The 18,918-nt window shown below is 66.3% G+C and carries 17 protein-coding genes; 9 read left to right on the forward strand and 8 right to left on the reverse strand.

Features of this window, described 5'->3' with window-relative positions; all coding sequences use genetic code 11:
• Nucleotides 1–13: 13 nt before the first annotated feature.
• The 4 genes from U5817_RS06555 (at nucleotide 14) to U5817_RS06570 (ending at nucleotide 2,252) form a co-directional block, all read left to right on the forward strand.
• Nucleotides 14–718, forward strand: coding sequence for a tRNA (guanine(46)-N(7))-methyltransferase TrmB (locus U5817_RS06555; protein WP_407280097.1), 705 nt, complete (start codon nucleotides 14–16; stop codon nucleotides 716–718).
• A 21-nt stretch (nucleotides 719–739) separates the two neighbouring features.
• A complete protein-coding gene (locus U5817_RS06560) occupies nucleotides 740–1,465 on the forward strand; it encodes a UPF0149 family protein (RefSeq protein ID WP_169128880.1) in 726 nt (241 codons plus the stop codon).
• 28 nt (nucleotides 1,466–1,493) lie between these two features.
• Complete coding sequence (locus U5817_RS06565) at nucleotides 1,494–1,823, forward strand: YkgJ family cysteine cluster protein (protein WP_169128879.1); 330 nt, start codon at nucleotides 1,494–1,496, stop codon at nucleotides 1,821–1,823.
• A 69-nt stretch (nucleotides 1,824–1,892) separates the two neighbouring features.
• On the forward strand, nucleotides 1,893–2,252 hold the full coding sequence (locus U5817_RS06570; RefSeq protein WP_407280098.1) for a YkgJ family cysteine cluster protein: 360 nt from the start codon (nucleotides 1,893–1,895) through the stop codon (nucleotides 2,250–2,252).
• On the opposite strand, the gene U5817_RS06575 is transcribed toward U5817_RS06570, so the two are convergent.
• Nucleotides 2,253–3,116 carry a phosphorylase gene (locus U5817_RS06575; RefSeq protein ID WP_407280099.1) on the reverse strand — a complete coding sequence of 288 codons (864 nt, stop codon included), beginning with the start codon at nucleotides 3,114–3,116 and terminating at the stop codon, nucleotides 2,253–2,255.
• Nucleotides 3,117–3,223: 107 nt separating this feature from the next.
• Between U5817_RS06575 and U5817_RS06580 the strand changes: the two genes are divergently transcribed.
• The gene (locus U5817_RS06580) at nucleotides 3,224–3,442 is read left to right on the forward strand and encodes an RNA-binding S4 domain-containing protein (protein WP_407280100.1); all 219 of its coding nucleotides are present in this window, start codon (nucleotides 3,224–3,226) and stop codon (nucleotides 3,440–3,442) included.
• Nucleotides 3,443–3,472: 30 nt separating this feature from the next.
• On the opposite strand, the gene U5817_RS06585 is transcribed toward U5817_RS06580, so the two are convergent.
• The 4 genes from U5817_RS06585 to acnA form a co-directional block, all read right to left on the reverse strand.
• The gene (locus U5817_RS06585; RefSeq protein WP_407280101.1) at nucleotides 3,473–5,206 is read right to left on the reverse strand and encodes an NAD-binding protein; all 1,734 of its coding nucleotides are present in this window, start codon (nucleotides 5,204–5,206) and stop codon (nucleotides 3,473–3,475) included.
• A 14-nt stretch (nucleotides 5,207–5,220) separates the two neighbouring features.
• Nucleotides 5,221–5,604 (reverse strand): DUF6394 family protein, encoded by a 384-nt coding sequence (locus tag U5817_RS06590; protein ID WP_169128870.1) that lies wholly within the window; start codon nucleotides 5,602–5,604, stop codon nucleotides 5,221–5,223.
• Between the two features lie 109 nt (nucleotides 5,605–5,713).
• On the reverse strand, nucleotides 5,714–6,103 hold the full coding sequence (locus U5817_RS06595; protein ID WP_407280103.1) for a YchJ family protein: 390 nt from the start codon (nucleotides 6,101–6,103) through the stop codon (nucleotides 5,714–5,716).
• Nucleotides 6,104–6,121: 18 nt separating this feature from the next.
• Complete coding sequence (gene acnA, locus U5817_RS06600; protein ID WP_407280104.1) at nucleotides 6,122–8,839, reverse strand: aconitate hydratase AcnA; 2,718 nt, start codon at nucleotides 8,837–8,839, stop codon at nucleotides 6,122–6,124.
• 326 nt (nucleotides 8,840–9,165) lie between these two features.
• Here acnA and U5817_RS06605 point away from each other — a divergent pair, with 326 nt between their 5' ends.
• The 4 genes from U5817_RS06605 to U5817_RS06620 all read left to right on the forward strand — a co-directional run bounded on the left by U5817_RS06605 (nucleotide 9,166) and on the right by U5817_RS06620 (nucleotide 14,810).
• Nucleotides 9,166–11,763, forward strand: coding sequence for a bifunctional aconitate hydratase 2/2-methylisocitrate dehydratase (locus tag U5817_RS06605; RefSeq protein ID WP_407280105.1), 2,598 nt, complete (start codon nucleotides 9,166–9,168; stop codon nucleotides 11,761–11,763).
• 463 nt (nucleotides 11,764–12,226) lie between these two features.
• Nucleotides 12,227–12,484 (forward strand): DUF4212 domain-containing protein, encoded by a 258-nt coding sequence (locus tag U5817_RS06610; RefSeq protein WP_407280106.1) that lies wholly within the window; start codon nucleotides 12,227–12,229, stop codon nucleotides 12,482–12,484.
• Between the two features lie 10 nt (nucleotides 12,485–12,494).
• Complete coding sequence (locus U5817_RS06615) at nucleotides 12,495–14,306, forward strand: sodium:solute symporter family protein (RefSeq protein ID WP_407280107.1); 1,812 nt, start codon at nucleotides 12,495–12,497, stop codon at nucleotides 14,304–14,306.
• A gap of 126 nt (nucleotides 14,307–14,432) precedes the next feature.
• Nucleotides 14,433–14,810, forward strand: a complete 378-nt coding sequence (locus U5817_RS06620) for a hypothetical protein (protein ID WP_407280108.1) — start codon at nucleotides 14,433–14,435, stop codon at nucleotides 14,808–14,810.
• A gap of 36 nt (nucleotides 14,811–14,846) precedes the next feature.
• On the opposite strand, the gene U5817_RS06625 is transcribed toward U5817_RS06620, so the two are convergent.
• From U5817_RS06625 to U5817_RS06635, 3 genes are all read right to left on the reverse strand, one after another.
• On the reverse strand, nucleotides 14,847–15,107 hold the full coding sequence (locus U5817_RS06625) for a DUF4212 domain-containing protein (RefSeq protein ID WP_169128856.1): 261 nt from the start codon (nucleotides 15,105–15,107) through the stop codon (nucleotides 14,847–14,849).
• An 18-nt stretch (nucleotides 15,108–15,125) separates the two neighbouring features.
• The gene (gene fusA, locus U5817_RS06630) at nucleotides 15,126–17,177 is read right to left on the reverse strand and encodes an elongation factor G (protein ID WP_407280109.1); all 2,052 of its coding nucleotides are present in this window, start codon (nucleotides 17,175–17,177) and stop codon (nucleotides 15,126–15,128) included.
• A 76-nt stretch (nucleotides 17,178–17,253) separates the two neighbouring features.
• Complete coding sequence (locus U5817_RS06635) at nucleotides 17,254–18,876, reverse strand: hypothetical protein (protein ID WP_407280110.1); 1,623 nt, start codon at nucleotides 18,874–18,876, stop codon at nucleotides 17,254–17,256.
• Nucleotides 18,877–18,918 lie beyond the last annotated feature (42 nt).

The raw sequence follows: 18,918 nt of genomic DNA on the forward strand, positions 1-18,918 counted from the left end.
CCGGAAGCATCCGATGAGTTACGCAAACTCGCGCATCCCCGAGAGCGCCCAGGCGGGCGTGCATGAACAGTTGCTGCGACGCGTGCAGCGCCACCTCGCGGAGCCCTTCCGCAAGCCCTGCCTGGACTACAACCGCGAAGCCTTCGAGGCCAGCCTCGCGGGATGGGACCGCAGTGCGCCGCTGATCCTCGATGCCGGTTGCGGTGTCGGTCACAGCACGATCCAGCTGGCGCGCGCCTTCCCGGATCACTGGGTGATCGGCGTCGACCAGTCCGAGGACAGGCTCAAGCGCCGCAAGCCTTATCCCGATGCACTGCTGCCGAAGAACATGGTCTTCGTGCGCGCGGATCTCGTCGATTACTGGCGCCTGATGAGCGATGCCGGCCTGCGGCTCGCACGTCACTACATCCTCTACCCGAACCCCTGGCCCAAGATCGGCCATCTCGCGCGGCGCTGGCACGCGCACCCGGTCTTCCCGTTCGTGCCGCGGCTCGGCGGGGTGCTCGAGTGCCGCACGAACTGGCGCGTGTACATCGAGGAGTTCGTGTGTGCGCTCGGCCTGGCGACCGGCCGCGACATCGCATGGGAAGCCTTCGAGGCTCCCGCTCCGCTGACGCCCTTCGAGCGCAAGTACCGCGATTCCGGCCAGACGCTCTTCCGCCTGGTCTGCGATCTCGACGCGCAGGCTTGCGCGCTGCAAGAGGATGGCGCACGCTGAAAGGCATTCCGGAGAAAGACGATGACGAACGAAACCGCTGCAAGCGCAGAGAACGACAACCCCCACCTGCTCGACGACGAGGAATTCGAGGCGCTCGAGGAACTTCTGACCTCGGATGTCGTGCCCGAGGATTGCATGGACCTGGAGATGCTCGACGGCTACCTCGCCGCGGTCATCGCCTCGCCCGTGCCGATTCCCCCCGAGGAGTGGCTGCCGCCGGTGTGGTCGGCGCACGGGGACGAAATTTCCTTCGGTTCGGGCAGCCAGATGCAGCGCGCGATCCGCCTGGTGCGGCGCTATTACAACGAACTCGCGACCACCTTGGGCGAGCCCGAAGGGTGGGAGCCGTTCTGCTACGCGGCGAGCGAGGGCGACACCATCGCGATAGGCGAGGAGTGGGTCGAAGGTTTCGCGCAGGGGCTCGAGTTGTGGCCCGAGGACTGGGATGCCGGACTGCCCACGGAGGCGGCGGAGGCCGTGCGTGACGCGCTCGACAAGCTGATGGCGCCTTGGGCTTCCGACGACGCCGAATTGGCGGACGAGGAAACCCGGCTGGAGTGGCTCGAACAGGCTGTGAACTGCATCGAGACTGTGCTTGGGCAATGGCGTGCGCTCGGAATGGCGGCGCCTGCGCTGCTGTCCGTGGAGCAGCCCGCCATGCACACGCCGGCCGCGGTCGGCCGCAACGATCCCTGCCCTTGCGGTAGCGGCAAGAAGTACAAGAAGTGCTGCGGAGCGCTCGAGTGAGGGTTTGCGCCAGGGTGCGGGGCGCGGCGTGAGCGACGACCACTGCACCCGCTGCGGCGCCTGTTGTGCCGCCTTCCGCGTCGATTTTCATCGCTCGGAACTGGCCAGCGTGACCGCAGGAGGCGTTCCCGATGCGATGACGGTTGCGGTGACCGGCGAGCTCGTGCGCATGCGCGGCACCGACGAAGCGCCGCCGCGCTGCGTCGCGCTGGCAGGGGACATCGGTTGCGGGGTCCGGTGCACGATCTACGCCGGGCGGCCGTCCCCCTGTCGCGACTTCGCGCCCTACGCGGCGCTCGGCATCGGTGAGGATGCCTGCGACCGCGCGCGGCGGCGCCACGGACTGCCGCCGCTGTGAGGTGAGCCTGCAAGGGCGTGGCGACCTTGGGTAGAATCGCGCCGAAACCTGCACCGGCACCGACTTGCGATGAGCGATCCGAACCCCTGCCTGGACTGCGGCATGTGCTGCGTCCATTTCCGCGTCTCGTTCTACTGGGGCGAGGCGGACGACGCGCCGGGCGGTTGCGTGCCCGCCGGGCTGACGGAAAAGCTCAACCTGCACCTGCGCTGCATGCAGGGGACCAACGCGGAGCCGCGCCGCTGCGTGGCGCTGGAAGGTCAGCCCGGCGGGCGGGTGTTCTGCACGATCTATGACCGGCGTCCGACACCATGCCGCGAGTTTCCGTCGCACGAGGCGGACGGTTCGCCGAATGGTAAATGCAACGAGCTGCGTGCGCAGATCGGCTTGCCGCCCTTGCGCCCGATCGCCGCGGGGCAGGCCGCCTGATCAGCGCGGGCGCGCGACTGCAGCGAGCAGCCTGAGCGGGCCGATCGCGCGCACGGTCTCGATCTCCTCGGGGCGCCGCACGAACAGCGAGCCGGCGAAGCCCAGCGCATTGACCGAGATGTTTTGGTGACGCTCGCGGACGCGCGGGATCACGGTCATCCAGTCGCGCGACACGAGGAAATTGTAGGGGGGCATGGGATCCGCAGCGGGGTCTATGCCGAGCGTTTCGCAGCCGTTCCGGAACGCGAGGTGCATGGCTTCGCCGAGCGATATGGCGTCGCAGCAGGGCGGCAGGCGCACAAAGGTGTGCCGCCAGGGCAGGGTGTCGAGGGCGGCGTGCGCGAAGGGGGGCAGGTCCGCGGGGAGCTGGCTGGTAAATAGGCCCAGGCGCGCCGTCTCCGCGGCGTCGGGAACCCACTGCAGGTGCTTGTGGCGCTGGCTGGCACCCGCCTCGCTGCCTCCGTTGTAGAAACCGAGCCCGCCGAGCGAGGTCATCACGGTCGCGAGCGCGATGAAATCGGTCCGCGTCAACGGCGCCGTCTGCGCCTCGAAGGCACGGGTGACGATCAGCAGGTGGCGGTCGATGACGGGAAACTTGTTCAGCACTCCCAGGTGCTGATCCCCGAGGGGGCCGACGGTCAGTTCCGGGTCGGGCGGGAGAAAGGGGTTGAAGTCCGGGTCGCGCTTCACCGCGGCCTCGACCCGCGCGGCGTCCTTGTGCGCCAGCGTGGACACCCAGCGCACCGTGAAACCGATGCCGGCGTCCTCGATCGGCGTGCGTTCGGTGCGGATGGGGAGCAGCGCACCGGTGTCGGCTGCGCGACTGAGGGTGCGGTCGATCTGCTGCAGCAGGTCGTCGGACATGGTATGGGCGATCACGGGACGGCAGAGGTTTAGCCGGCAGTGTAGGCTGACGGCTCGAGGTCGATCAATTTGAATTGTGCAGCCTGCGGGCTGCCCGGGAGAAATGCATGACGCTTTCGTTTGCCGTGCGCGGCGAATATATCCAGCTTGATCAACTGCTCAAGGCCACCGGCATGACCGGCACCGGCGGCGAGGCGCACGCCGCGGTCGAGGCGGGGCGGGTCACGGTCGATGGCAAGGTGGAGTCGCGCAAGCGCGCGAAACTGAGGCCGGGCGCAACGGTGTGCTTCGGCGGCGAAACGGTGGTGCTGGTCGCGTCGGAGTGATTCCGGTGCTGGCGGGGCGAGCCAGCGTCGCTATGCCGTCTCGCTCCGCTCCGCCCGATTGCGCGACAGCCGTTCCCAGATCCAGCCGCCGGGCAGGTCCGTGCCGGTGAGGACATAGACGAGCGCATGGTCGTTTGAGATCAGCAGGCCGAATTCCCTCTGGGCTTCCGCGGTGCCCACCAGCAGGAGCTCGTCGCCTGCTCGCAGTTCCGTGTCGCCTTCGGGGATCAGCAGATGGTCGTCATCGTCGCGCCGCAGCAGCAGGATGTCGCACGCGAGGGCGTCGTCGCGGTTCGACGGTGACTTGAGCAGCGACCGAAGTTCGATCGTCACGCCCTTCATCAGCTTGCGGTACAGCGCGGGGGCCCGGCTGAGGTTGATGCGCTCGCTCCACACTGTCGGGACTTCCCAGCCGAAGCGATCCGTCAGGCGTCCGAGCAGCCGGTCGCACCAGTCCTCGTCGTGGCGTTTCATGTCCTCGAGGAAGGGGACCAGCAAGGGCGTCGTGAGGATCGCCAGGCACTCGTGCGCAATGATGCGGCTGGGTACCACATTCACGTCGTAGTCGAAGGCCTCGAACAGCGAATTGTTGGCAAAGTGGTTCTGGCGCAGGATCACGAACAGTTTCGGATTGAGCTCGCGCGCGGTGACGACTGTCGACAGGTTGTCCACGTCGTTGGCCGTCGCGGCGACGATGCCGGCGGCACGCCGCACGCCTGCCGCTTCGAGGGCGGGGGCTCCGGTGCCTTCGCCCTGCACCCAGCGCGCCGACGGTGCCGGTGGGGGCGCGTTGCGGTCGATGATCGTGAGGGGGACGCCCTCGCGCTCGAGGACGTGTGCGAGCATTCGTCCGAAGCGACCATGTCCGCACAGGATCCATTCGCCGTGCGGGGGATCGCGCTGGCGCTCCATCGTCGTGCCGGGAACGCCCGTGAGCCAGGTGAGCAGGTGCCACGCGGCGGGGGCGTGCAGTGCGAGCGCGAGGTATTCGGAGAACTTCTCGAACGGGTTGATGATGTGGCGCGTGCCGAAGGAGGCCATGTTGGCCGCCGTTTCGGCGGACTCCGCACGGCACAGGGCGGGGATTTTCGGGGCGAGGAGGCGCGCGGCGATCGCGATCGCGAGGTTGGCGCTGTCGTCGTTGGTCAGCGCGATGACGCCGATGCAACTGCGGTGTGTGAGTCCCGCGAACTTGAGGTTTTCGGGGTTGCGTGCGTCGGCGCACAGGGCGGGGATGTCGGCGTGGTAGCCGTACAACTCGATTTCGCCAACCTTGGTATCGTCCAGCTCGATGACCACGGCGCGGAATCCGAGACGGTCGAGCGCGTCGCAGATCAGCCGCCCGGTCTCGCCGAATCCGCACACCAGGTAGAAGGGTTCGCGCAGGTTGCGCACCGCGCGCATGAAACTCTGTGTGCGGATCGCCTGCTGCAGGTTGCGGTCGGCGAGTAGCGCGAAGACGGTGCCTACCGTGTAGGCCCAGCCGATCACGGACAGGTAGATGCAGGCGAGGACCCACAGCCGCTGCTGGTCGGAGAAGGCGTAGGGAATCTCGCCGAAGCCGATCGTCGTCGCCGTGTAGCTGATGAAATACAGCGCATGGAAGAAGCTGAGGTAGACCGTCTTGCCGTTTTCGTCGACGCCCGGCGCGAGCGTGAGTCCCATCACCGAGATCGCGATGATGGCGATCAGCAGGATGAACGGCGCGCGCATGCGCCGCATGATCAGGAAGAAGACGCTCTGATGGCGCAGCAGCGGCATCATCGCGAATGGCTCCGTCAGCGGCGCTGCATGATCGTTTCGGCGATCAGGATGATTACCGATACGACGTTCGCGAACAGCGCACCGCCCGACAGCGACACGATGCGAGCCACCATCTCGGGTGTGAGGCCGTCCGCGGAAATGTGTGCCGCATACCCCCAAACCATCGCCGCCGCGATCAGCTGGAGGTCCGCGACCAGGCTCGTTGATAGATGCACCGCGCCGATCTGCGTGCGGTCGCCGAGCTTGAGCACCGTGGCGATGAGGCTGACGACGATCGCGAAGAACAGCTCGTAAATGTCGTGGTGCTGGGGATTGTCGATGTCCCCGACGAAGAAACCGAAGTTGAGCGTCGCCGCCAGGACGATAAAGAAGCCGAAGATGACTTTTTCGAGGTTCATGCCGGTCTCGCGACAAGGCAGCGGAAGTGCCGCTGGAGAGGTGCCCGCTCAGGTGAGGGGCATATAGCGGTCCGATTATATGCGGAGGCGATCGGCAGCGGTTGCGCCGTCATTCGTGGATGTCGCCATCCACGTAATACCAGCGATGCCCCTCCCGCACGAAACGGCTGGTCTCGTGCAGGCGATGCGCGCGCCCGCCCACCCGATAGCGGGCGACGAACTCGACGATGGCGGTGTTTTCCCCGGTCTGAAGGTGTTGGCGTACCTGCAGCCCGATCCACTTCGGCGCCGGTTCGCCGCCGGCGAGGTCAAGCGTCGCAGGGCGCGTCGACTGATGCCAGCTCTCGAGCAGGTAGGCCTCGTTGGACTGCGTGAAGGCGGTGTAGCGGCTGCGCATCAGCGCCTCGGCCGAATCGGCCGGCATTTCGCCGGCGATCACCGGCGCGCAGCACTCGGTGAAGGTCTTGCCGGACTGGCAGGGGCAGGGGATGGCGAGCATGGCGAAAATGTCCGGATGTCAGTCCGGGCGACCGAGAATTTCCCGCAGCACGTAGGGCAGGATGCCGCCGTGGCGGTAGTAATCGACTTCGATCGGCGTGTCGATGCGGCACGTTACCGCCACGTCGCGCACGCTCCCGTCGCTGCGCCGGATCGATAGCGTCAGGTCCTGGCGCGGCTGCAGCGTCGTGTCGATGCCCCGGATGTCGAAGGTCTCGTCGCCCGTCAGGCCGAGATTCTCCCACGAATCCTCGCCCTTGAACTGCAATGGCATGACGCCCATGCCGACGAGATTGGAACGATGAATGCGCTCGAAGCTCCTCGCGACCACCGCCTTCACGCCCAGCAGCTGGGTGCCCTTGGCGGCCCAGTCGCGGCTCGAGCCGGTGCCGTACTCCTCCCCGGCGAACACGACGGTGGGAACGCCTCGCGCCAGGTAGCCGGTTGCGGCCTCGAACACCGTGGTCTGGCGTCCGTCGAGCAGCGTGTAGCCCCCCTCGATGCGCGACCCGTCGTCCCTCGGCGGTAGCATCATGTTCTTCACGCGCACGTTGGCGAAGGTGCCGCGCACCATCACGTCATGATGGCCGCGCCGCGAGCCGTAGGAGTTGAAATCCTGCTTTGCGACGCCGCGCGCCAGCAGCCACTGGCCGGCCGGCGTGCTGTCCTTGAACGAACCGGCGGGCGAGATGTGGTCGGTGGTCACGGAGTCGCCCAGCATCAGCAGCATGCGCGCGCCGACGATGTCGCCGACGGGGCGCGGCTGCATGGCGAAGCCCTCGAAGAAGGGTGGGCGGGCGATATAGGTCGATTCCGGCCAGCCGTAAACCTGTCCCGGGGTGGCCGGGATTTCGTTCCACAGGTCGTGGTCCCGGGTGAAGTCTGCATACAGGCGCGTGAAGGTCGCAGGGTCCAGCGCGAACGGTAGCACCGCGGCGATCTCCTCGGAACTCGGCCAGATCTCTCGCAGATACACGGGGCGCCCGTCGCGATCGGTGCCCAGCGGGTTCTCTGTGAGGTCGACGTTCACGCGGCCGGCGATCGCGAATGCCACGACCAGCGGCGGCGAGGCGAGGAAATTCGCGCGCAGGTTGGGGTGGATGCGCGCCTCGAAATTGCGGTTGCCCGATAGCACCGCAGCAGCTATGACGCTGTGTTCGTTGATCGCGTCGTTGAGCTCGGGTGCCAGATCCCCGGCGTTGCCGATGCAGGTCGTGCAGCCGTAGCCCGCCAGGGCGAAGCCCAGTTGTGCGAGCGGCTCGAGCAAGCCGGCGCGGCCCAGGTAATCGGTCACCACGCGCGAACCCGGCGCGAGCGAGGTCTTCACGTGCGCTTGCACCGACAGTCCCTTTTCGACCGCCTTCTTCGCCAGCAGGCCCGCGGCGATCAGCACTGCCGGGTTGCTGGTGTTGGTGCATGAGGTGATTGCCGCGATCAGCACGTCGCCGTGGCCCAGCGTCACGCCCGGCAGCGCGGTCGGGAAGCGCGTGCCGAGCGCGGCTTCGGGCTGGCCGAAGCCGTTGTCGCTCGCCGGCAGGGAGAACAGGCGGTCGAACACTTCCTCCATGTCCTGCAGCGCGATGCGGTCCTGCGGCCGCTTCGGCCCGGCCAGCGACGGGATGATGGACGCCAGGGCGAGGCGCAGCGTCGTCGAATAGTCGATCTCGCCCGCGCGGGGAACGCCGAATAGGCCCTGCGCGCGGAAATAGGCCTCGAAGAGCTCGCATTCGGCTTCGGTGCGCCCGGTGTCGCGCATGTAAGCGACGGTTTTTTCATCGACGGGAAAGAAACCCATCGTCGCCCCATACTCGGGCGCCATGTTGGCGATCGTCGCGCGGTCGGTGACCGACAGGCTCGCGGTGCCTTCGCCGAAGAACTCGACGAACTTGCCGACCACCTTCTGCTTGCGCAGCATTTCGGTGACGGTGAGCACGAGGTCGGTCGCGGTCACGCCCTCCCGCAGTTGTCCCGTCAGCTCCACGCCGACGACGTCCGGTGTGAGGAAATACACCGGTTGGCCGAGCATCCCGGCCTCGGCCTCGATGCCACCCACGCCCCAGCCGACGACGCCGACGCCGTTGATCATGGTCGTGTGCGAATCGGTGCCGACCAGCGTGTCCGGGTAGTACAGCCGCCCCTCGGCGGTGTCGTGCCCGCGCACGCCGCGGAACAGGTATTCCAGGTTTACCTGATGCACGATGCCGATGCCCGGGGGGACGACCTTGAAGGTGTCGAAGGCCTGCATGCCCCATTTCATGAACTGGTAGCGCTCGCGGTTGCGCTGGAACTCGAGCTCCATGTTCTGGCGCAGCGCCTGCGGCGTGCCGTAGTGATCGACCTGCACCGAGTGGTCGACGACCAGATCGACCGGAACCAGCGGTTCGATCAGCTTGGGATTGCGCCCCGTAGCCGCTGCCACGTTGCGCATCGCGGCGAGGTCGCACAGCAGCGGTACGCCGGTGAAGTCTTGCAGCACCACGCGCGCAACGACAAAGGGGATCTCCTCGGTGCGTTCAGCGTTCGCCCCCCAGTTCGCGAGCTGGCGCACGTGCCCGGCGGTGATCTTGCGCCCATCGCAGTGGCGCAGCAGGGCTTCCAGCACGATGCGCAGCGATACCGGCAGCCGCGACACCTTGCCCGTCCCGGTGGCTTCCAGCGCCGGCAGCGAATGGAAAAGACCCCGCGTCCCGGAAACGGTGGTGAAGGTCCTGAGGGTGTCGAAAGCGGCTTGGGGCATGGTCGATCTCCTTCCTTGCAGTTCGTGGATGCCGTGCCCGATGGCGGTTCGGGTGGCAAGTCATCCGTTTTTCATTGGAACGGCGTGTGCCGGATGCGTTCCCGTGCCGTCCTCGTGCGTTTCTGCGACGGGAGGGGCAAAGCAATCCCCGGAAGCCCCCCCGCAGGGATACGCAAGTCCTTGGGGAGGAGTAGAATTCGCGCGCTGACGAGCGATCGTTGTTGCATTGCACCTCAAGTCTTATAAAAGACATATAATCTCCCAGCGCCGTCCGGGTCCGCAGCCCCGACGCCCAGCCAACGTCACGAAAAAGGAAGGAATCCGCCGTGCTTGAAGCCTACCGTGCCCACGTCGCCGAGCGTGCCGCCCTCGGCATCCCGGCCCTGCCGCTGTCGAAGCAGCAGACGCAGGATCTGGTTGCCCTGCTGAAGAACCCGCCGAAGGGCGAGGAAGCCTTCCTCGTCGAACTGATCACGTACCGCGTCCCGGCCGGCGTGGACGACGCCGCCAAGGTCAAGGCCGAGTTCCTGGCCAAGGTTGCCAAGGGCGAGGAAGCCTGTGCGCTGATCTCGCGCGAGAAGGCAACGGAACTCCTCGGCACCATGCTGGGCGGCTACAACGTCAAGCCCCTGATCGACCTGCTCGCTGACGCTGCCGTGGGCGCAGTGGCCGCCGAAGGCCTCAAGAAGACCCTGCTGGTGTTCGATTACTTCCACGACGTCGCCGAACTGGCCAAGGCCGGCAATGCGAACGCCAAGGCCGTGATGCAGAGCTGGGCCGACGCCGAGTGGTTCACTTCGCGTCCGGAAGTCCCCGCCTCGCAGAAGCTGACCGTGTTCAAGGTCACCGGCGAGACCAACACCGACGACCTGTCGCCCGCGCCGGACGCCTGGTCGCGCCCCGACATTCCGCTGCACGCGCTGGCGATGCTGAAGAACCCCCGCCCCGGCATCGAGGCCGACGAGCCGGGCGCCCGCGGCCCCGTCAAGCAGCTCGAAGCGCTCGCGAAGAAGGGGAACCTGATCGCCTACGTCGGCGACGTCGTCGGCACCGGCTCCTCGCGCAAGTCCGCCACCAACTCGGTGCTGTGGTTCACCGGCGAGGACATCCCCTTCGTTCCGAACAAGCGCTTCGGTGGCGTGTGCCTGGGCTCCAAGATCGCCCCGATCTTCTTCAACACGATGGAAGACGCCGGCGCGCTGCCGATCGAACTCGACGTCAATCAGATGGACATGGGCGACGAGATCGAGCTGAAGATCGACTCCGCCACCGCCAAGGTCACCGCGCTCAAGAACGGCGCCGTGATTGCCGAATCGCAGCTCAAGACTCCGGTCATCCTCGACGAAGTGCGCGCCGGCGGCCGCATTCCGCTTATCGTCGGCCGCGGCCTGACGACCAAGGCGCGTGAGGCGCTGGGCCTGCCCGTGTCGACGCTGTTCCGCCTGCCGGCGCAGCCGAACGATCCGGGCAAGGGCTACTCGCTCGCGCAGAAGATGGTCGGCCGCGCCTGCGGTCTGCCGGAAGGCAAGGGCATCCTGCCGGGCACCTACTGCGAACCGAAGATGACCACCGTCGGCTCGCAGGACACCACCGGCCCGATGACCCGCGACGAGCTCAAGGATCTCGCCTGCCTCGGCTTCTCCGCCGACATGGTGATGCAGTCCTTCTGCCACACCGCCGCCTACCCGAAGCTGGTCGACGTGCGCATGCACCGCGAGCTGCCGTCCTTCATCTCGACCCGTGGCGGCGTTGCGCTGCGTCCGGGCGACGGCGTCATCCACTCCTGGCTCAACCGCCTGTTGCTGCCGGATACCGTCGGCACCGGCGGCGACTCGCACACCCGTTTCCCCATCGGCATCTCCTTCCCGGCAGGCTCGGGCCTCGTGGCCTTCGCCGCGGCGACCGGCGTGATGCCGCTCGACATGCCGGAATCGGTGCTTGTGCGCTTCAAGGGCAAGCTGCAGAACGGCGTCACGCTGCGTGACCTGGTCAACGCGATCCCCTACTACGCGATCAAGCAGGGCCTGCTGACCGTCGAGAAGAAGGGCAAGAAGAACGTCTTCTCGGGCCGCATCCTCGAGATCGAAGGTCTGCCGGACCTGAAGGTCGAACAGGCCTTCGAACTGTCCGACGCCGCCGCCGAGCGTTCCGCTGCCGCCTGCGCGATCCAGCTGAACAAGGAACCGATCATCGAGTACATGCGCTCGAACATCACGCTGATGAAGTGGATGATCGCCAACGGCTACGAAGACAAGCGCACCCTGGGCCGCCGCATCAAGGCCATGGAGGCCTGGATCGCCAAGCCCGAGCTGCTCAAGGCCGACGCCGACGCCCAGTACGCCGCCGTGATCGAGATCGATCTCGCGGACGTCAAGGAGCCGATCGTCGCCTGCCCGAACGACCCGGACGACGTGAAGCTGCTGTCCGAAGTCGCCGGCGACAAGATCGACGAAGTCTTCATCGGCTCGTGCATGACCAACATCGGCCACTTCCGCGCCGCCGGCAAGGTCCTCGAAGGCAAGTCGGACATCCCGACCCGTCTGTGGATCGCCCCGCCGACCAAGATGGACGCGATGATCCTGAACGAGGAAGGCTACTACTCGGTGCTCGGCAAGTCGGGCGCGCGCATGGAAATGCCGGGCTGCTCGCTGTGCATGGGCAACCAGGCGCAGATCCGCAAGGGCTCGACGGCGATGTCGACCTCGACGCGCAACTTCCCGAACCGCCTCGGCATCGACACCCGTGTGTACCTCGGTTCCGCGGAACTCGCCGCAGTGTGCGCGCTGATGGGCAAGATCCCGAGCGTCGCCGAATACATGGAGCAGGTGCAGGCCGTCAATGCGAAGGCTGCCGACGTGTATCGCTACATGAACTTCGACCAGATCGAAGAGTTCAGCTCGGTCGCCGACACCGTCACGATCTAAGCGACTGTCGCCGCAGGCACAAAGCCCCGCGCCGGGAAACCGGCGCGGGGCTTTTTCATGTGCGCCAAGCATGGGCGCACTCCTGCGGGTGCAAGTCCGGCCGTAAGTTGATCCCCAAGGGACTTCCCGTCAACCTCTTCCTTGCAGACCGGCCGCAGGCCGAATCCGCTGTTGATCATGCGGACATCTCCATCCTTTCCTGTTGATCACGCGTGGTCGTAACCAGTTTTAGACTGCCGCCCGGTGCGGACCCGCATGCCGGGGGTGTGGGAGGGGAACGGTCAGGTGACCTGACCGCCCCTATCGCGATCGGTGCAGTCTGCATTTCTGCAAATGGGTGCATTTAAAAATTTTAAGCTTTGTAAGCGAACAGTAAGGGAGTGTTTCAACAATCCCGATGCGGCCTTGTCGGTCGAGCATCTCCGGCCGAGTGTGACCCAAGGCGCAAACTATAAGAGGAGACATGATGGACGACACAAGTGCAGCGTATTGGCGTGCGACCCTCGGGTTGCTCGTCAAGGTTCTGGTGATCTGGTTCGTGATCTCGTTCGGGGCGGGCATCCTGTTTGCTCCAGCGCTGAACAGCATCTCCCTCGGCGGTTATCCGCTGGGATTCTGGTTCGCGCATCAGGGGTCGATCTACATCTTCATCGCGTTGATCTTCTACTACGCGAAGAAGATGGGCGACATCGACCGCCAATTCGACGTTCACGAAGACTGAGGGCCGCGACATGGATCTGCAAACGACAACGTATCTGGTGGTCGGCGCGTCCTTTGCGCTGTACATCGGCATTGCCATCTGGGCACGTGCGGGCTCGACTTCCGAGTTCTACGTTGCCGGCGGCGGCGTGCCCCCGGTCATGAACGGGATGGCGACGGCGGCCGACTGGATGTCGGCGGCCTCGTTCATCTCGATGGCCGGCCTGATCGCCAACATGGGCTACGGCGGCGGCCTGTTCCTGATGGGATGGACCGGTGGCTACGTCCTGCTGGCATGCCTGCTGGCTCCCTACCTCCGGAAGTTCGGCAAGTTCACCGTGCCCCAGTTCATCGGCGACCGCTTCTACTCGAAGACCGCCTCGACCGTGGCCGTGGTCTGCCTGCTGACCGCGTCGATCACCTACATCATCGGCCAGATGACGGGTGTGGGCGTCGCGTTCTCGCGCTTCCTGAACGTGTCGAGCGAAACCGGCATCTACGTCGGCCAGGCGATCGTCTTCCTGTACGCGGTGTTCGGCGGCATGAAGGGGATTACCTACACGCAGGTGGCCCAGTACATCGTGCTGATCTTCGCCTACACCATCCCGGCGATCTTCATCTCGCTGCAGCTCACCGGTAACCCGTTGCCCCAGTTGGGACTCGGCGCCGACATGACCGGCACGGACATGTCCCTGCTGGCGAAGCTCGACCAGGTGGTGACCGACCTCGGGTTCGGCAAGTACACGACGACGACCGCGGGCAGCACGCTCAACATGTTCGTCTACACGATGTCACTGATGATCGGCACGGCGGGCCTGCCGCACGTCATCATGCGCTTCTTCACCGTGCCGAAGGTGGCCGATGCACGCACCTCGGCCGGCTGGGCGCTGGTGTTCATCGCCATCCTGTACACGACCGCCCCGGCCGTCGCGGCAATGGCCAAGCTGAACCTGCATTCGACCGTGAATACCGCGGTGATGAAGGGCGGCGACCTGTACGCGCCCGAGGCCAGCATCAAGGCCGACGAGCGTCCGGACTGGATGAAGCGCTGGGAGAAGACCGGTCTGCTGAAGTTCGAGGACAAGAACGGCGACGGCCGCATCCAGTACTACAACGATGCGACCAAGAATGCCGACGCCAAGGCCAAGGCCGAACAGGCTGGCTGGAAGGGCAACGAGCTGACGGTCAATGCCGACATCATCGTGCTGGCCAACCCGGAAATCGCGCTGCTGCCCAACTGGGTGATCGCGCTGGTGGCCGCGGGCGGTCTGGCTGCCGCGCTGTCGACCGCTGCCGGTCTGCTGATGGCGATCTCCGCCGCGGTGTCGCATGACCTGATCAAGGGCGTGTTCATGCCGGACATCAGCGAGAAGGGCGAGCTGATGGCCGGCAAGATCGCCATGGCGGTCGCGATCGTGATCTCCGGCTGGCTCGGCCTGAATCCTCCCGGATTCGCGGCCGGTACGGTGGCGCTGGCCTTCGGTATCGCGGCCAGTTCGCTCTTCCCGGCGATCATGATGGGCATCTTCAGCAAGAAGATGAACAAGGAGGGCGCTGTGGCCGGCATGCTGGCGGGCCTTTTCGTGACCTTGTTCTACGTGTTCGCACACAAGGGCATCTTCTTCATCAAGGGCACCGAGTTCCTCGATCTGATCGGGGGCGCCAACAGCTTCTTTGGAATCACGCCGGAAGCCTTCGGTGCGATCGGCGCGCTGGTCAACTTCGGGGTCGCCTTCGTGGTCGACAAGCTCACGCAGGAGCCGCCGGAGCACATCCAGCATCTGGTGGAGAGCGTGCGTGTGCCGCGCGGAGCCAAGGCGGTCGATGGCGCCCATGCGCATTGATCGCTGACTGAAGCAGAAGCACCATCGCGGTGCCGCCCCCGGCCGGGGAGCGGCACCGCAGCCCCGGCCCGCGGTCGGGGCGGTTTTCCCCGCGGCGCGCGGCGCCGCAAGAGTCAGGAGCGTCACATGGCTTTCGACGTCGGCATCGCCCTCAACTGGATTCTCTTCCTCGCCTTATTTCCGATTGCCTTCTACTGGCTGCGGCGGGCGTGGCGCATCATCTTCCGGCGGGACTTCTCCGAAGTCGCGCTCAAGCGCGGCCAGCCGCCCGCAGACCCGCAGAAATTCGCGCCGTATACGGCGCTGATCAATCTGCTCGGCGGCGGCGTGGTGGCCTACGTGATCTTCGGTGTGCTGGCCGGGATCCTGCCTTACGAGACCTGGAGCGCCCTCGCCGGTGGCACGATCTGGTGCAAGTTCCTGGCAGATTTCATCCTGAGTCGCCATGCCCACCCTTTCGTTCTCCGGAAGAAAGGTGAGGCGGCGCCGGCCGCGGCCGACTGAGGGGCATCGCCCGGTCGCACCGGGCCGCCATGCGGATCAGCGCTTCTCGCCGATCTGGTACTTGCGGTCCAGATGGTTCATCGCCAGCACGTAGATCCCGATCAGGATGACAAAGGTGATCTGCGAGCCCTGGGCGAAGATGTAGAAGCCGAGCGGGAAGCTCATGAACGTGAAGCGGTTGAGTTCGTCGGCATAGTAGCCGGCGACGAAGCTCACGAGAAACCACACCGACAGCAACGAGAAGGTCAGCAGCAAGTTGCTGCGCCAGTAAACCCGGTGCTGTTCGGTGAGTTTCATCGTGATTCTCCGTCCGTCTTACTGCCCGCTGCCGTGGCCGGTCCAGGCCTTGGCGAGACGTTGCTGCACGTCCTGCGGCGCTGGCTCGTAGCCGGTGGCGGTCATCGAGAACTCGCTTTCTCCGGCGCAGATCGCCTTCAGGCGTGCCTCGAAGCCTTCCATCTCGGCCAGCGGCAGCGTCGCCGTGAGCAGCGTGACGCCGCTCGCGGGGCTTTCGGTCGTCGTCAGGTGGCCGCGCCGGCCCGCGAATTCGCCGCTGACCTCGCCGAAGTTGCCGTCGGCGATCTTCACCGTGACGCTGACGAGCGGCTCCAGCACCACCGGACGTGCGCCGAGCAGCGCCTCGAGCGTCGCGTGCCGGCCGGCGGTGACGAAGGACACCTCGTTCGAGTCGACGGCGTGGGCCTTGCCGTCCGTGAGCACGACCCGGACGTCCTGCACCGGAAAGCCGGCGAGCGCGCCTTCGGCCAGCGCCTGACGCACGCCCTTCTCGACTGCGGGCAGGAAGTTGGTCGGGATCGCTCCGCCCTTGACCTCGTTGCCGAGTTCGATGCCCGAGCCGCGCGGCAGCGATTCGACGCGCAGCGCGACTTCGCCGAACTGGCCGGCACCGCCGCTCTGCTTCTTGTGCCGGTAGCGCGCCTCGGCCGTGCCGTTGATCGTCTCGCGGTAGGGCACGGACGGTGTCGCGGTGTCGAACTGCAGGTTCCAGCGCGCACGCAGCTGCTCGAGCATGATCTTCAGGTGCAGCTCGCCGAGCCCGCGCACGACGGTCTGCCGGGCCTGGTGGTCGAAGCCGACCTCGAGGCAGGGGTCTTCGTCGAGCAGGCGCGCAAGCGCCTCGGCGAGCTTCTGTTCGTCGCCGTGCTTCTGCGGGATCAGCGCGAGTCCGAATACCGGTTGCGGGTAGCTGGCAGGGGCGAGGTGGTAGTTGTCCTCATCGTGCGAGTCGTGCAGCACGGCGTCGGGGTGGATGTCGTCGACGCGCGCGACCGCGCAGATGTCGCCGGGCACGCCCAGAGGCGTCTCCGTCTGGTTCTTGCCCTGCAGGCGCAGCAGGTGCGAGACCTTGAAGGGCTTGCGGCTGTCGCCGATGTAGAGCTGGGTGTTGGGGCTGATGCGCCCCTGGTGGATGCGGAACAGGCCCAGCTTGCCGCGGTAGGGGTCGTTGGCGACCTGGAAGACGTGCGCGATGACGTGGCGGTCCGGATCGGCGGCGACCTCGACTTCCTGTGCGGCTGAGCCTTCGCCCTTGAGGAAGCGCGGCGGATTGCCTTCGGTCGGGTCGGGCATGAGGCGGCCGAGGATGTCGAGCAGTTCCTTGACGCCGGCGCCGGTGCGGGCGGAGACAAAGCACACCGGGATCAGGTGGCCTTCGCGCAGGGCCTGCTCGAAGGGGGCGTGGAGCTGCTCGGGGTCGAGCGATTCGCCCTGTTCGAGATAGCTTGCCATCAGGGCCTCGTCGAGCTCGACGACCTGATCGACGATGCTGTCGTGCGCAGCCAGGACGGAGGAGAAGGCCGGTTCGCGGTTGGCGTCGGGGGCGAAGAAGCAGTCGATCACCGCATCGCCACTAGCGGACGGCAGGTTGATCGGCAGGCATTCGCGCCCGAAAGTCGCGCACAGCTCATCCAGCAGCGCGGCGAGCGAGGCCGGCGTGGCCGCGTCGATCTTCGAGACGACGATGAGGCGGCATTTGCCGCGTGCGGCCTCCATCATGCGGCGGGTGCCGCTTTCGATGCCGGCGGGCGCGCTTACCAGCACCGCCGCGGTTTCGACTGCGGGGAGGGCGGACAGGGCGCGGCCGGCGAGATCGGGCAGTCCCGGGGTGTCGAGGAGGTTGACCCAGTGCCCGGCCCATTCGAGGTGCGCGAGCGAGGTCGATAGCGAATGCCCCATCGCCTTTTCCTGGGGGTCGAAATCGCTGACGGTATCGCCGCGCTCGATCGTGCCGGCGGCGCCGATGGTGCCCGAGGCGACGAGCAGGGCTTCGAGCAGGGTGGTCTTGCCGCTGCCGGCGTGGCCGAGCAGGGCGAGGTTGCGGATGTCGTGAACCGAAGCAGGTGTCATGGACTTGTCCTCACGTGGCCTTTGTCTCGCAGTTTCCCCCTGTCGCCGCGGCTGCGCAACGGTTTCGCACCTATGCTCATGCGCTGCGCAGCCCGAGCAGCCGCGTCGTGGCGATGGCCAGCAGCGGCAGGGCGAGGCCCAGCAGCAGCACCGTGGCGAGGAGGTGGCCGAGTTCGGCGTAGTTTGCCGCCACGGTGACAGCGCCGCTCGCTGCGTCGCGCACTTCGCGGGTGATCGTGTAGATCTCGTTGAGGTACTTGGTGCCGAGCTGGGAGGCCGACAGGGCAAGGTTCGTGAACGAGGCCATCACCGCGAAGAAGGTGGCCTTGAGGTGGGGCGGGGCGGAATTCGCGATCCACGCGAGCATCGGCACCATGGACACCTGTCCGAGCGGCGATTCCAGTGCCGTGTTGGCAATGGCGATGAAGCGTGCATCGACGATGCCGCCGGTTGCGGCAGCGGTCCACTCGTGCAGGCCGTGGAACATGCCGAGGATGGGCAACGACAGCAGGGTGCTCGCCATGGTCAGGAAGATCACGATGTGCGCGATCGACTTCTCGGCCATGAAACGGCGGAAGAGGAAGAGGCCGGCGAGCGTCAGCGTGCTGGTGATGAGGTCCAGGCGCGACAGGAAGCTCTGGTCGAAGCCCAGCTCGTCGATCATCCACCAGCTCGCGCCGGCGCCGGGCCCGGGCATGGCACGGAAGACGAAGATCACGATGATGGTGCCGAGCAGGGTGCGGCGGGCCTCGTCCGACAGCTCGCGCACCAGGCGAAAGATCATCACGCCGATGATCGCGAAGGAGGCGCCGAAGATCAGTTCCTGTCCGTAGCCGAGGCCGGACAGTCCGACCGCAAGCGTGAGCGCGACGAACACGGCGCTGCCGCCGAGGATCCACCAGTTCGGCGCGGTGGCCTGCTCGGGGGCGTGGACGAGACGGTCGATTGTCGCCGCGTCGTGCCCGAGGCGGGCAAGGCGCCGGGCTTCGCGGCGCTTGAGGATGCCCGCGAGCAGCACGCCGCTGACCGACAGCAGCGGGATGATCAGCGCGTATTCGTAGATGCGCACGTAGATTGCGACCTTGTCCGCTTCGGGCAGGCTTTCGCTGCCCTGGAACATGGCGACGTTGGCCAGCGACACGAGCACGGTGCCGCCGATGATCGCGACGCGGCCGAGCATCTGCATCGTCGTGTGCATCAGGCGTACGGTCTCGTCCGGGTAGGGATGGCCGTCCTCGTCGAGCCGCGGCACGGCCTCGACGGTCATCGCGTCGGCGACGGCGTCCTGCATCACGTAGCCGACCGGTGCGAGCAACGCGGACAGCACGAACCACGCTTCGGCGGACATCACCTGCCGCATCGCGGCGGGGTTGCCGATCAGGCCGATCATGATGACGAGGCTGGCGGTGATGAGCGAGGCGCCGAGATACACGAGGCCGGCCTTGTGCCGCCACAGCAGATCGACGAGGTGGCCGATGGGCATCTTCAGCGCCCACGGGATGCCTGCCCAGAAGCCCAGTGCGGCGAGGAAGGAAGCGGACAGGCCGAGATAGTCCTTGACGAAGAAGGTACCGACGATGCCGGTGAGGCCGGAGACCCCCGCCGCGACATAAACCATCAGCGGCGGCAGGTAGGACAGGCGCATCTCGCGGCCGAGTTCGAGGATGTTGCGGTCGAACCAGCGAAGCAGGGCAGTCATCGGTGGAAGATTCCGTTGGGGCGTGGTCGGGGGAGCGGGACG

The organism is Aromatoleum evansii (assembly GCF_045689615.1).
Lineage (GTDB): Bacteria > Pseudomonadota > Gammaproteobacteria > Burkholderiales > Rhodocyclaceae > Aromatoleum > Aromatoleum evansii.